Origin of the sequence: Nocardia halotolerans (assembly GCF_042650145.1) — a bacterium.
GTDB classification, from domain to species: Bacteria; Actinomycetota; Actinomycetes; order Mycobacteriales; family Mycobacteriaceae; genus Nocardia; species Nocardia halotolerans.
In genome coordinates this window covers 1,265,003-1,279,971 of the sequence record NZ_JBHSDL010000014.1, presented here as the reverse complement: position 1 = coordinate 1,279,971, position 14,969 = coordinate 1,265,003, and the positions used below count along the sequence as shown (strand labels likewise).

1 protein-coding gene (cut by a window edge) is annotated in these 14,969 nt (G+C 70.3%); it reads left to right on the top strand.

Annotated features, from left to right (window positions below; all coding sequences use genetic code 11):
- Positions 1–14,969: the 3' end of a non-ribosomal peptide synthase/polyketide synthase gene (locus tag ACFO5K_RS16475; RefSeq protein WP_378562830.1), read on the top strand. 29,893 nt of this gene lie to the left of the window's left edge; the window shows 14,969 of its 44,862 coding nt (coding positions 29,894–44,862); the start codon falls outside the window, past its left edge; the stop codon is at positions 14,967–14,969.

The following is a 14,969-nucleotide window of genomic DNA, read 5'->3' as shown; positions in this document are numbered from 1 at the left end:
GTGATCCGGCCTACCTGGCCGAGATCATCGCCACCGAGGGCGTCACCACCGCGCACTTCGTGCCGTCGATGCTGTCGGTGTTCGTCGCCGAACTGGCCGAATCCGCGGCCGTCGAGCAGCCCGGCGCGAGCACCCTGCGACTGGTCTTCGCTTCGGGTGAGGCGCTGCCCGCGCCCACCGCCCAGCGGCTGCGCGAGCTCACCGGTGCGGCCCTGCACAACCTGTACGGTCCCACCGAAGCCGCCGTCGACGTCACCTTCCATGAGGTGACCGATGCCGACATCACCTCGGTGCCGATCGGCGCACCGGTGTTCAACACCCAGGTGTACGTGCTGGATTCGCGTCTGCACCCCGCACCCGTCGGGGTGCCCGGCGAGCTGTACCTGGCCGGTGTGCAGCTGGCGCGCGGCTATGTGGCCCGCCCGGATCTCACCGCCGACCGTTTCGTCGCCGACCCGTTCGGTGATGACGGTGCCCGCATGTACCGCACCGGCGACCTCGTCGCCTGGACCACCGATGGTGAGCTGGAATACCTGGGTCGCACCGACTTCCAGGTGAAGCTGCGCGGTCTGCGTATCGAGCTCGGCGAGATCGAGTCCGCGCTCACCGCGCTGCCGCAGATCGCCCAGTCGGTGGTAGTGGTCCGTTCCGACGACCGCCTCGGCGACCAGCTCGTCGGCTACCTGGTCCCGGCGTCCGGCACAAGTGTCGACCTCGACGCCGTGCGCACCGAACTCGGCGCCGAACTGCCGGCCTACATGGTGCCCGGCGCCTTCGTGATCCTGGAGGCCTTCCCGCTCAACGCTTCGGGCAAGCTCGACCGCAAGGCCCTGCCCGCGCCGGTGTTCGAGGCGAAGGTGTTCCGTGCGCCGTCGACACCGATCGAGGAGATCGTGGCGGGCACCTTCGGTGATGTGCTCGGCGTGACCCGCGTCGGCGCCGACGACGACTTCTTCGAACTCGGCGGCAACTCGCTGCTGGCCACCCAGGTCACCGCCCGCATCGGCGCGGCCCTGGACACCCAGCTGGCGGTGCGCGACCTGTTCGAGGCGTCCACCGTGTCGGCCCTGGCCGCGCGCGCCGAACACAACGCGGGCTCGGGCCGGACCCGGCCGCGCCTGACCGCGGGGGAGCGGCCCGCCGTCATCCCGCTCTCGCCCGCGCAGCAGCGGTACTGGTTCCTCAACCAGTTCGACACTTCGACCTCCGCGGTGGACAACATCCCGCTGGCCGTGCGCCTGACCGGCGAACTCGATGTGCCCGCGCTCGAACAGGCCATCGGCGACGTGTTCGCCCGCCACGAGATGCTGCGCACCACCTACCCCAGCTCGGCCGACGGCCCGCACCAGGTGATCCTGCCCGTGGCGCAGAGCCGTGCGGAGGTACACCACATCGCGGTCGCCGAGGAGCAATTGCTCGGTGCTGTCATCGAATTCGCGATGACCACCTTCGACGTCACCGTCGAGGTGCCGCTGAAGGTCGCGCTGTTCGAACTCGACGACACCGACCACGTGCTCGCGTTCACCGTGCACCACGTTTCGGCTGACGGTTCCTCGATGGGCCCGCTGGCGCGCGACATCATGGCCGCCTACGTGGCCCGCGTGCAGGGCGAGGCGCCGCAGTGGGCGCCGCTGCCGGTGCAGTACGCCGACTACGCGCTGTGGCAGCGCGAAGTGCTCGGCGACGAGTCCGACCCGGAGTCGCCGGCCGCCAAGCAGGTCGCCTACTGGACCGAGGCGCTGGCCGGGTTGCCCGATCAGCTGGAGCTGCCCGCCGACCGCCCGCGCCCGCCGGCACAGTCGTTCCAGGGCAAGGCGATCCGCTTCGAGATCGACCCGCAGCGCCACGCCGCGCTGCACGCCCTGGCCCGGGCCAACAACGCCTCGCTGTTCATGGTCGTGCACGCCGCGCTCGCGGTGCTGCTGGCCCGCCTGTCGGGCACCGACGACATCGCCGTCGGCACGCCCATCGCCGGCCGTGGTGAACGCGAACTCGACGACCTGATCGGCATGTTCGTCAACACCCTGGTGTTCCGCACCGCCGTCGACTCCGGCGCCTCCTTCGCCGACCTGCTCGCCGACGTGCGTGAACGCGACCTGGAAGCCTTCGCCAACGCCGACGTGCCGTTCGAGCGCCTCGTCGAGGTGCTCAACCCGGTGCGCTCCACCGCCCGCAACCCGCTGTTCCAGGTGGGCCTGTCGTTCCAGAACCTGGCCGAGACCACCTTCGAACTGCCGGGCCTGACGGTGAGCGCGGTCGACTACGACTCGCAGCTGGCCAAGACCGACCTGCACGTGACCCTCTACGACCGCTACACCGACGACGGCGCACCGGCCCAGCTGGTCACCGAATTCGGTTACGCCATCGACCTGTTCGACGAGTCGACGGTCCAGAGCTTCGCCGACCGTTTCGTGCGGGTCCTCGACGCGGTCACCGCCGACGCGGGTGTGCCGGTCGGTGACATCGACCTGCTCGCCGAACCGGAAGCAGCCCAGATCGTCACCGCGTGGAACGACACCGCGCACGCCGTCGACACCGACGCCACCCTGGTGTCGCTGCTCGACGCGACCGTGGCGGCGAACCCGGACGCGACCGCCCTGGTCGTGGACGAGGGCGCGGCCCGTCGCGAGCTCACCTACGCCGAACTCGACGCCGAGGTCAACCGCCTCGCGCGGTACCTGCTCGAACGCGGCATCGGTGCCGAGGACCACGTGGCGCTGGCCATCCGCCGCTCCGCGGAACTGATCATCGCGATGTACGCGGTGGCCAGGACCGGTGCGGCATACGTGCCGATCGACCCGGACCAGCCCGCCGAGCGCACCGACTACATCCTCGAAACCGCCGCGCCCGCGGTCGTGCTCACCACGGCGAACGCCGAATTCGGTACGGCGGTGGCCGAGGTGGTCGTCCTCGACGATCTCGACCTGAGCGCGGTGAGCGCCGCGGCGATCACCGGCCGTGCACTCGACCCCGCGAACACCGCGTACATCATCTTCACCTCCGGCTCGACCGGTAAGCCCAAGGGTGTCGCGGTTTCGCACGGTGCGATCGTCAACCAGTTGCTGTGGGAGAGCGCCGAATTCGGTATCGGCGCCGACGACGCGGTCCTGCTCAAGACCGCCGCCACCTTCGACCTGTCGGTCTGGGAGTTCTGGACCGCCGCCGTCACCGGTGCCCGCCTGGTGGTCGCCACCGCCGACGGCCACCGCGACCCGGCCTACCTCAACGACCTGATGCGGGCCACCGGTGTCACCACCCTGCACGTGGTGCCCTCGATGCTCGACGCGTTGCTCACCGAATCCGGTGCCGCGCTGCCGCGCACGTTGCGCCGGGTGCTCGCCATCGGTGAGGCGCTGCCCGCGACCACCGCGCAGCGTTTCCGCGCCGCCAACACCGCCGCGCTGTTCAACCTGTACGGCCCGACCGAGGCCGCGGTCTCGATCACCAGCCACGCGGTGACCGACGCCGACCAGGTGTCGGTGTCGATCGGTGCGCCGGAGTGGAACAGCCGGGTCTACGTGCTGGATTCGCGGCTGCGTCCGGTCCCGGTCGGCGTCGCGGGTGAGCTGTACCTGGCCGGCGCCCAGCTGGCCCGCGGCTACCACGGCCGCCCGGACCTCACCGCCGACCGCTTCGTCGCCGACCCGTTCGCCACCACCGGCGAGCGCATGTACCGCACCGGTGACCTCGTCGTCTGGAACAGCGCGGGCGAACTCGACTACCGGGGCCGCACCGACTTCCAGGTGAAGATCCGCGGCTTCCGCATCGAACTCGGCGAGATCGAGGCCGCGTTGCTGCGTCAGCCGGGCATCGCCGCCGCCGCCGTGCTCGCCCACACCGACCCCGCCGTCGGCGACCGCTTGGTCGCCTACGTCGTGGCCGACGGTATCGGCGACGACGTGACCGGCGGCGTCGCACCCTCGCGCGGCACCGGAATCGACAAGGCCGCGTTGCGCACCGCACTGGCGGCCGAACTCCCGTCCTACATGGTTCCGGCGGTGTTCCTGCAGCTCGACGCCCTGCCCCTGAACGCCAACGGCAAGCTCGACCGCAAGGCGCTGCCGGAGCCCGAGGTCGAGAAGGCCGTGTTCCGCGCGCCGGTCAGCCCGAGTGAACAGCTTGTGGCCGCGACCTTCGCCGAGGTGCTGCGGTTGGGTGACAGGCCGCGTCCGGTGGGCGCGGAGGCGATAGCGGAGGGTGACCACGCGGCGCCTTCGGGCGCGGCGGCATCCAGTGCGGCCAAGCGGTTCGGCCTCGACGACGACTTCTTCGCGTGGGGCGGCAACTCGCTGCTGGCCACCCAGGTCGCCGCGCGTCTCGGCGAGGCGCTCGACACCCGCATCCCGGTGCGCCTGCTGTTCGAGGCGTCCACCGTCTCGGCGCTGGCCCATCGCATCGAGCAGCACGCCGAGAGCGGTGACCGCAAGGCACTGAAGGCGGGCCCGCGCCCCGAGCACATCCCGCTCTCGCTGGCCCAGCAGCGGATGTGGTTCCTCAACCGCTTCGACACCCAGTCCGCGGCCTACAACGTGCCGGTCGCGGTGCGCCTGTCCGGCGAACTCGACGTGGGCGCGCTACGTGCGGCGGTCCTCGACCTGGTGACCCGCCACGAGATCCTGCGCACGGTCTACCCGCAGACCGACGCCGGTGCGGCACAGGTGATCCTGTCGCCGGCCCAGGCCGCGCCGGAACTGCTCGAGCGCACCATCGCCGCCGACGAGGTGGAAACAGCTGTCGGCGACCTGCTTTCGACGGTCTTCGACGTCACCGTCGAGGTACCGCTGAAGGTGGCGCTGTTCCGCGTCCACGATGCCGAATCCGATGGCGCTGCACCCGAGGCCGCGGTGGGGACACGCTCCGGGATCATCGCGGGCGAGTTCGTGCTCGCCATGGTGGTGCATCACATCTCCGGTGACGGTTCCTCGGTCGCCCCGCTGACCCGCGACCTGATGACCGCCTACGCCGCCCGCTCCACCGGCTCCGAACCCGGCTGGACCCCGCTGCCGGTGCAGTACGCGGACTACAGCATCTGGCAGCGTGATCTCCTCGGCAACGAGGACGACCCGGAATCGATGGCCAGCAAGCAGGTCGCGTACTGGAAGCAGGCGCTGGCCGAGCTGCCCGATCAGCTCGACCTGCCCGCCGACCGGCCGCGCCCGGCCGTGCAGAGCTTCGCCGGTAGCAAGGTCGACGTGCAGATCAGCGCCGACACCCATCGCGCGCTGGTCGAACTGGCCCGCGCCGAGGGCGCGACGCTGTTCATGGTCGTGCACACCGCCCTCGCGGTGCTGCTGGCCCGCCTGTCGGGCACCGACGACATCGCCATCGGCACCCCGATGGCCGGTCGTGGCGAGGCCGCGCTCGACGACATGATCGGCATGTTCGTCAACACCCTGGTGTTCCGCACCAAGGTCGACAGTGGCGAGGCGTTCACCGACCTGCTGGCCCGCCAGCGTGCGGACGACATCGCCGCCTTCGCCAACGCCGACGTGCCGTTCGAACGCCTGGTCGAGGTGCTCAACCCGGTGCGTTCCACCGCGCGGCACCCGCTGTTCCAGGTGGGCCTGTCGTTCCAGAACCTCACCCGCGCCACCCTGGAACTGCCGGGGCTGACCGTGTCGGGCCTGGATGTCGACAGCAACCTGTCGCAGTTCGACCTGCACCTCATCATCACCGACCGCTACGACGAAACCGGTGAGCCCGAAGGCATTTCGGGTCTGCTCACCTACGCCACCGACCTGTTCGACCACACCACGGTCGAGAGCTTCACGGCCCGGTTCGAGCGTCTGCTCGACGCGATCGTGGCGACCCCGCGTACCGCCGTCGGCGATGTGGACCTGCTCGACCCGGCCGAACGCACCGCGGTACTCGACACCCGCAACGCCACCGCCTACCCGGTCGACACCGAGGCCACCCTGGTCTCGCTGCTCGACGCCTCGGTGGCGGCCGATCCGAAGTCGACGGCGCTGGTCACCGATGACGGCAACCAGCTCACCTACGCCGAACTCGATGCCAGGGTCAACCGCCTCGCGCGGCACCTCATCTCGCTGGGTGTGGGCCCCGAGTCCCGGGTCGCGCTGGCGTTGCGGCGTTCGGTGGACCTGGTCGTCGCGATGTACGCGGTGGCCAAGTCCGGTGGCGCGTACGTGCCGGTCGACCCCGATCAGGCGGCCGAGCGCACCGACTACATCCTGGCGACGGCGGCACCGGTCTGTGTGCTGACCGGCGACGAGTTCACCACCGAGGCCGCGCCCGTGGTGCGCATCGATGAACTCGACCTGGACAACCTCAGTGCCGCACCGGTGTCGGACGCCGAACGGGTCGCACCGTTGCGTCCGGAGAACACCGCGTACGTGATCTTCACGTCCGGTTCGACCGGTCGCCCGAAGGGTGTGGCGGTGCCGCACGGTGCCATCGCGAACCAGTTGCAGTGGAAGCTGGTCGAATTCGGGATGGATGCCGCGGATGCGGTGTTGCTGAAGACGGCCGCGACGTTCGACTTGTCGGTGTGGGAGTTCTGGTCGGCCGCGGTGTGTGGTGGTCGTCTGGTGATCGCCTCCGCCGACGGTCACCGCGACCCGGCGTACCTGAACGAACTCATGTCGCGCGAATGGGTCACCACCCTGCACGTGGTGCCGTCGATGCTCGACGCCCTGCTCGCCGCCGGCATGCCCGATTCACTGTGGCGGGTGCTGGCCATCGGTGAAGCGCTGCCCGGATCGCTGGCCCAGCGTTTCCGTGCCGAGTTCGGTCGCACCGAACTGTTCAACCTGTACGGGCCCACCGAGGCCGCGGTCTCGATCACCTCGCATCGGGTGAACGCCGCCGACCAGGGTTCGGTCTCCATCGGTTCGCCGGAGTGGAACAGCCAGGTCTACGTGCTCGACGAGCGCCTGCGCCCGGTTCCCGACGGTGTCGCCGGTGAGCTGTACCTGGCCGGCGCGCAGCTGGCCCGCGGCTACTTCGGTCGCGCCGATCTGACCGCCGACCGTTTCGTGGCCAACCCGTTCGGTACCGGCACCCGCATGTACCGCACCGGTGACCTGGTGGCCTGGCACAACGGTGAACTCGACTACCGGGGCCGCACCGACTTCCAGGTGAAGATCCGTGGTTTCCGGATCGAACTCGGGGAGATCGAGGCCGCGCTGCTGGCGTTGCCCGAGGTCGCGCAGGCTGCGGTTGTCGCCAAGTCCGATCCGCGGACGGGTGACCGCCTGGTGGCGTACCTCGTCGGGAAGGACGGTGTCTCGGCAAGCGTGTCGGCTGCTGACGCCGTAGCGACGACGTCTGACGCTTCGTCTGCGGATGTCGTGTCGTCGAAGGCCCCGGCTGCGGATTCCTTGGCGGGATCGTCTGCCGCCCACGCCGCGAGCATTGATGTGGCGCGGGTGAAGTCGGTGCTGGCGGCTGGTTTGCCGTCGTACATGGTGCCTGCGGCGTTCGTCGTGCTCGACGCGCTGCCGCTCAATGTCAACGGCAAGCTCGACCGTAAGGCGTTGCCCGAGCCCGAGTTCGAGGCCCAGTCGTTCCGCGCGCCATCGACTCCGATCGAGGAGATCGTGGCGGGCGTGTTCGCCGAGGTCCTCGGCGTGGACCGGGTCGGTGCCGACGACGACTTCTTCGCCCTCGGCGGTAACTCGCTGCTGGCCACCCAGGTGGCGGCCCGCCTCGGCGCGGCCCTCGACAGCCGGGTGCCCGTGCGCCTGCTGTTCGAGGCCGCGACCGTGGCCGGGCTCGCGGTGAAGGTCGAACAGGGTGCCGGCGCCGGCGGGCGTCGCGCGCTCGTCGCCGCACCGCGCCCCGACCAGGTGCCGCTGTCGCTCGCGCAGCAGCGCATGTGGTTCCTCAACCAGTTCGACACCAGCTCCTCGGTGAACAACATCCCCGTCGCCGTCCGCCTGTCGGGCGCACTGGACGTCGAGGCGTTGCAGCTCGCGGTCGCCGATGTGCTCGCCCGCCACGAAACCCTGCGCACGGTGTACCCGGTGTTCGATGGCGGCGCTCCCGAGGGCGCTGCGTGGTCACGCTCCGCTACCGCCTCCGCGCCCGCCGGTCGCGCCGCGATGGCCAACGGCACACCACACCAGGTGATCCTCCCGGTCGAGGGCAATGTGCCGGATCTGACCCCGGAAGATGTGGTCCCCGACCAGCTTCGGGACAAGATCGCGGAGCTGATCTCGACGGGCTTCGACGTGATCGACGAAGTTCCGTTGCGCGCCAAGCTGATGCGGGTCGTATCACCGGCTGCTGTGTCGTCGGGCGATGCCACGAGCACACCGGCAACTGCTGTCCCGCTTGGTGCCGACGCGGTTGTGCCCGTGAACGGCGACGTCGCGACCACCGGCGAAGACGAGTACGTCCTCGTGTTCGTCGCCCACCACATCAGCGCCGACGGCTGGTCCATGGGCCCGCTGACCCGCGACGTGATGATCGCCTACGCCGCGCGCGCCAACGGTGAGGCGCCCGGCTGGGCGCCGATGCCGGTGCAGTACGCCGACTTCAGCATCTGGCAGCGTGAGGTGCTCGGCGCCGAAACCGACGAGACCAGCCTCATCGCCCAGCAGGCCGGCTACTGGAAGCGCGCCCTCGCCGGGGTACCCGACGAACTGAACCTGCCGCTGGACCGCCCGCGTCCGAGCACGCAGTCCTTCGCCGGTGGCCGGGTGCTGTTCCCGATCGACGGCGAGGTCCACGCTGGACTCTCGGCGATCGCCCGTGAGCAGAACGCGACGCTGTTCATGGTCGTGCACACCGCGCTGGCGATCTTCCTGGCGCGCATGTCGGGCACCGAGGACATCGTGATCGGCACCCCGATCGCGGGCCGTGGTGAGGCCGAACTCGACGATGTGATCGGCATGTTCGTCAACACCCTGGCCCTGCGCACCCAGGTCGGCGGACAGCTCGGCTTCGGTGAGCTGCTGGCCCAGGCCAAGGAAGCCGACCTGGCCGCGTTCGCGCACGCCGACATCCCGTTCGAGCGCCTGGTGGAACTGCTCAACCCGGAGCGGTCCACCGCCCGGCACCCGCTGTTCCAGGTGGCGCTCTCGTTCGAGAATCTGCCCGACGCCGGCTTCGAACTGCCGGGCCTGTCGGTCTCGGCGGTCGACTTCGACGTCGACACCGCCAAATTCGACCTGCTGCTCACCGTGCGTGCGGCTCCGGCAGCCGACCCGGCCGGTGCCTACGCCGAGTTCTCCTACGCCAGTGCGCTCTTCGACCACTCCACGGTGGAGAAGTTCGCGCAGCGCTTCCAGCGGCTGCTCGCCGAGGTCGTCGCCGACACCACCACCCCGGTCGGCGATCTCGAACTCCTCGACACCGTCGAGCGCACCGAATTGCTCACCCGCACCGGCGGTCCCGCGCTCACCACGAGCACCCTGCCGGAGCTGCTGGCGCAGGCCGTGGCGGCCGACCCGGCGGGTCAGGCGATCGTGGCCCCCGGCGAACAGGCCGGCACCGGCCTGGCGGGCGCGCTCGTCCCGGTGTCCTCGGGTGCGAACGGGGCGGCGTCCCCGAGCGTCGGCGACGCCTCGTCGCTGACCTACGCCGAGCTCGATGCGGCCTCGTCGCGTCTGGCCCGGGTGCTCATCGAGCGCGGCGCCGCACCGGAGACGGTTGTCGCTGTCGCGATGCAGCGTTCGCTCGACACCACCCTCGCCATCTGGGCCGTCGTCAAGTCGGGCGCGGCGTTCCTGCCGGTCGACCCGAAGTACCCGGCCGAGCGCATCGCGCACATGATGACCGATTCCGGTGCCGCACTGGGCATCACGGTGTCGGCCGAGGTCGACCACCTGCCCGCGCCGGCACTCGGGGACTGGCTGGTCCTCGACGACGCGGCGTTGCGAGCGGAGATCGGCGAGCAGTCGGCCGAGCCGATCACCGAGGCCGACCGTCGTGGCGCTGTGCGCCCGGACAACACGGCGTACATGATCTACACCTCCGGTTCGACGGGTCTGCCCAAGGGCGTCGTCGTCACCCACACCGGTGTGGCCAACTTCGCCGCGGCCCAGGTCGCGCAGTTCGGCCTCGGCAAGGACGCGCGCACCCTCGCGTTCGCCTCGCCGTCGTTCGACGCGTCGATCCTGGAGTTCCTGCTGGCCGTCGGTTCGGCGGGCACCCTGGTCATCACGCCGGTCGGCGTGGTCGGCGGTGAGGAACTGGCCGAGATCATCCAGGGCCAGCAGCTGACCCACGTGTTCCTCACCCCGCTGGTCGCGGCGTCGATGGACCCCGCGGCGCTGGCCGGGGTGGAAGCGCTGATCGTCGGTGGCGACAAGGCCCCGGTCGACCTGGTCGCGAACTGGCACAGCGCCGGCACCGACCCGGCGCACCACCGGTTCTACAACGCCTACGGCCCCACCGAGGCCACCATCGCGACGAACCTGTCCGACGCGCTGCTGCCCGGCGACACCATGAACATCGGTGGCCCGATCGCGGGCGCGACCGTACTGGTGCTCGACAGCCGCCTGCACCCGGTTCCCGAGGGTGTGGCCGGTGAGCTGTATCTGGGTGGTGTGCCACTGGCCCGCGGCTACCACGAGCGGCACGGCCTCACCGCCGAGCGCTTCGTGGCCGACCCGTACGGCGCACCCGGTGGCCGTCTGTACCGCACCGGTGACGTCGTGGCCTGGCGCACCGTCAACGGCAAGCCCGTCGTGGAATACGTGGGCCGCAACGACTTCCAGGTGAAGATCCGCGGCTTCCGCATCGAACTGGGCGAGATCGACGCCGTGCTCACCGCCCACGACGACGTCGAGTTCGCCGCCACGATCGGCCGCGAGACCGAGGCGGGCGCCACCATCCTATTGTCGTACGTGCGAGCCGCCGCGGTCTCCGGCGACAGCACCACGGAGGCGTCCTCGGCTGGTGTCACCCGGCGTGCCGTCGATCCGGCCGCCTTGGTGGAGTACGCGACCCAGCACCTGCCCGCGCACATGGTGCCCGCTTCGGTGATGGTGCTCGACGAGATCCCGCTGACCCCCGCGGGCAAGCTGGATCGTCGCGCGCTGCCCGAGCCGGTGCTCGCCCCGCGTGAGTTCCGCACCCCGACGAGCGAGGTCGAGGCGATCATCGCCGCGGTGTTCGCCGAGGTGCTCGGTGTGGACGCGGTCGGCCTGGACGATTCGTTCTTCGCCCTCGGCGGCGACTCGATCCTGTCCATCCAGCTCGTCTCGCGCGCCAAGGACCGCGGCGTGGTGTTCAAGCCGCGCGACGTGTTCGACAAGCGCAGCGTGGCCGGGCTGGCCGAGATCGCGGTGCTCGCGGGCGACGCCGACCAGATCGTGCTCGAGGAACTGCCCGGTGGCGGTGTCGGCGACATCCCGATGCTGCCGATCATGCGCCAGATCCTGGCGAGCGGTTCCACCTACGACCGGTTCTCCCAGTCGATGGTGTTGCGCCTGCCCGAGAACATCACCGCCGAAGTGCTGCACGCCACCATCGGCGCGGTCTTCGACCACCACGACGTGCTGCGTTCGCGGGTCGCCCGCGTGCGGCGACCGGCGAGCTCGGAGCCGGTGACCGAGCGCGTCGGCGCGGCGGAGCAGTCCGGCGGCGATTGGGAATTCGAGGCGCTGGCACCCGGCGAGGTCGACGTGACTTCGCTGGTGAAGCGCGTCGAGGTCGACGGCGAGATCAGCGACGAGCAACTGTCGGAGCTGGCCAGTGCCGAATACGACCAGGCGATGCGTCGCCTCGATCCGGCGAACGCCGCGATGGTGCAGTTCGTGTGGTTCACCTTCGGCGAGCCCGCCCAGGGTCCGCGCCGCCGCGACGCGCTGCTGATCGTCGGCCACCACTTCGTGATCGACGGTGTGTCCTGGCGCATCCTGATCCCGGACCTCGGCATGGCCTGGGGCCAGATCGCGGCCGGTCAGCCGGTGGCACTGCCCGCCAACGGCACCTCCATGCGGCGCTGGGCACACAGCTTGGTCGAGCAGGCCCGCGACCGTCGCGCCGAACTGCCGTTCTGGCGTGAGGTCTCGGCCACCGCCGACCCGCAGCTGGGCGCGCGGGCGTTCGACCCGCGGGTCGACACCTTCGCCACCGTCGACCGAGTGCAGGTCACCCTGTCGCCCGAGGTCACCGACGCGGTCCTGACCGCCATCCCCGGCCTCTACCACGGCGGCGTCAACGACGGCCTGCTCACCGCCCTGGCCCTGGCCGTGTCCCGGTGGCGTGGTGACGAATCCGGTCACGCGGCGCTGATCAAGCTGGAGGGCCACGGCCGCCAGGAAGAGATCGTCGCCGGTGCGGATCTGTCGCGCACTGTCGGCTGGTTCACCACCGCCTTCCCGGTCCGCCTCGACCTGGCCGGCGCCGACCTCGACGACGCCTTCGCCGGCGGGGCCACCCTGGCCTCGGTGCTCAAGTCGGTCAAGGAGCAGATGCTCGCCGTGCCCGACAAGGGCATCGGTTACGGCATGCTCAAATACCTGACCAGCGAGGGCGCCGACCTGCCGAGCGTCGGCCAGATCAGCTTCAACTATCTGGGCCGGGCGAGCGCGGGCGAGATCCCCGCCGAGCTCGCCGAACTCGGCTGGGTGCCGGTGGCGGATCTGGGGCAGCTCGATGCCGAGATGGACCTCGACATGCCCGCCAACGCGACCCTCGACATCAACGCCATCGTCAACGACGGTGACGAAGGTCCGCAGCTGGGCGCGAACATCGCGTTCCCGACCGGTCTGCTCACCGCCGAGCAGGCCCAGGAATTCGCCGACCTGTTCGTGGCCGCGCTCACCGCACTGGCCACCCACGCCCAGCGCACCGACGCGGGCGGTTTCACCCCGTCGGACATGCCGTTGGTGCGGGTGGCGCAGTCCGATATCGAGCTGTGGGAGCGCGACTACCCGGCCATGTCGGAGATCTGGCCGCTCTCGCCGCTGCAGGCCGGTCTGATGTTCCACGCCATGATCAGCTCGGCGACCGTCGACGTGTACACCGTGCAGGCCGTGCTCGACCTGACCGGCACCCTCGACACCGAGCGCCTGCGCGGGGCGGCCCAGGCCGTGCTCGACCGGTACCCGAACCTGCGGACCGCGTTCGTCACCGACTCGGCCGGTCAGCCGGCCCAGGTGGTGCTCGGCGAGCTCGAGGTGCCCTGGCGTGAGGTCGACCTGACCGAGCTGCCCGAAGATGTGCGGATGCCGCGCATGCAGCAGCTGCTCGTCGCCGACCGGGCCAACCAGTTCGACATGGCCACCGCGCCGCTGATCCGCTTCGGCCTCTACAAGACCGGCCCGGATCAGGCGCACCTGGCGATCACGGTGCACCACATCCTGGTCGACGGCTGGTCGATGCCACTGCTCATGCGCGACCTGCTGGTCCTCTACGCCGTGCGCGGCGACCGCACCGCGCTGCCACGGGTGGCCTCCTACCGCAACTTCCTGTCCTGGCTGTCGGGCTGGGATCGGGAGCAGTCGCTGCAGGCGTGGGCCGAGGTGCTGGCCGGGGTCGAGAGCCCCACTCAGCTGGCGCCGCCGCCGCGCACCGAGGAGCGCTACGAACTCGGCAAGGTGATCGTCGAGATCGACACCGATCGCACTCGGGCGCTCGGCAAGTTCGCCGGTGAACTCGGTGTCACCGTGAACACGCTGCTGCAGACCGCGTGGGGCATCGTCATCGGCCGCCTCACCGGCCGCGACGACGTGGTGTTCGGCGCCACCGTGTCCGGTCGCCCGGCCGAGCTGCCCGGTGTGGAATCGATGGTCGGCCTGTTCATCAACACCCTGCCGGTGCGCGTGCAGATCGACGACCGGGTGACCGCGGAGAAGCTCACCCAACAGGTGCAGTCCGAGCAGGCCGAACTGCTCAGCCACCATTTCGTCGGCCTGTCCGACATCCAGCGGGTGGCCGGTGCCGGTGCGCAGTTCGACACCCTGCTGGTGTTCGAGTCGTACCCGATGGACAAGGACGCCGTCACCGCGGCGAGCTCGATCGACGGCATGCAGGTGACCGGTGTCGGCCTCGACGACGCCACCCACTACCCGCTCACGCTGGTGGTGATGGCCGAGTCGACCATCGAGATCACGATGAAGTACCTGATGAGCACCTTCACCGCCGATGAGGTCCGCACGCTGTCGCAGCGCCTGCTGCGCGTGCTCGACGAGCTGCTCGACAACCCGACCGGCCTGGTCGGCGACATCGACATCCTCGACGCGGCCGAACGCGCGCAGTTGCTGGCCGAATCCGGGGTGAGCGCCGCGGCGTCGGCGCCGGTCGCCACCGGAGTCGGCGCGCAGACGGTGGCCAAGGTGCTCGGCGAGGTGGTCGAAGCCGATCCGCAGGCACCCGCCCTGCTGCGCGGTGACAGCGAGATCGCCTACAGCGCCCTGGACCGCAAGTCCTCACAGCTGGCCCGCGTGCTCATCGCGCGCGGCGCCGGCCCGGGTGACGTGGTCGCGATCTCGCTGCCCCGCAGCGTGGATTCGGTACTGGCCGCCTGGGCGGTGCAGAAGGCCGGTGCGGCGGTGTTGTTCGCCGGTGAACTCTCCGGCGTCGACATCGCCGCCACCGGAGCCGGCTTCGGCATCAGCGCCGAGCCGGTCGCCGGTGTGGCAGGCCAATGGCTGGTCCTCGCCGACGTCGAGGATGAGATCGCCGCGGCCGCGGCGCATCCCGTCTCCTACGCCGACCGAGTTCGCCCCCTGTCCGAGGACCACCCCGCCTTCGTCCAGGTCGCCGGTGACGCCACCACGACGCTCACCCAGAGCGCCGCGGTCGCCCTCGCCGAAACCCTGCGCGACGAACACGGCGTCGACTACGAATGCACCACCTACACCACCCACGCCTCCGGCCCGGCCGCCATCAGGGAATTCCTGGTCTCGTCCACCGCGGGTGCGTTGTCGGTGCTGCCCGACGGCTCGATCGAAGACGACCTGGCCGACGGCGAGGTCACCCACTGGTTCGTCGCGGCAGGCGATCCGACCGACGCGGCCGACGGCGAGGTCACGGTGATCGTCGCAGGGTAG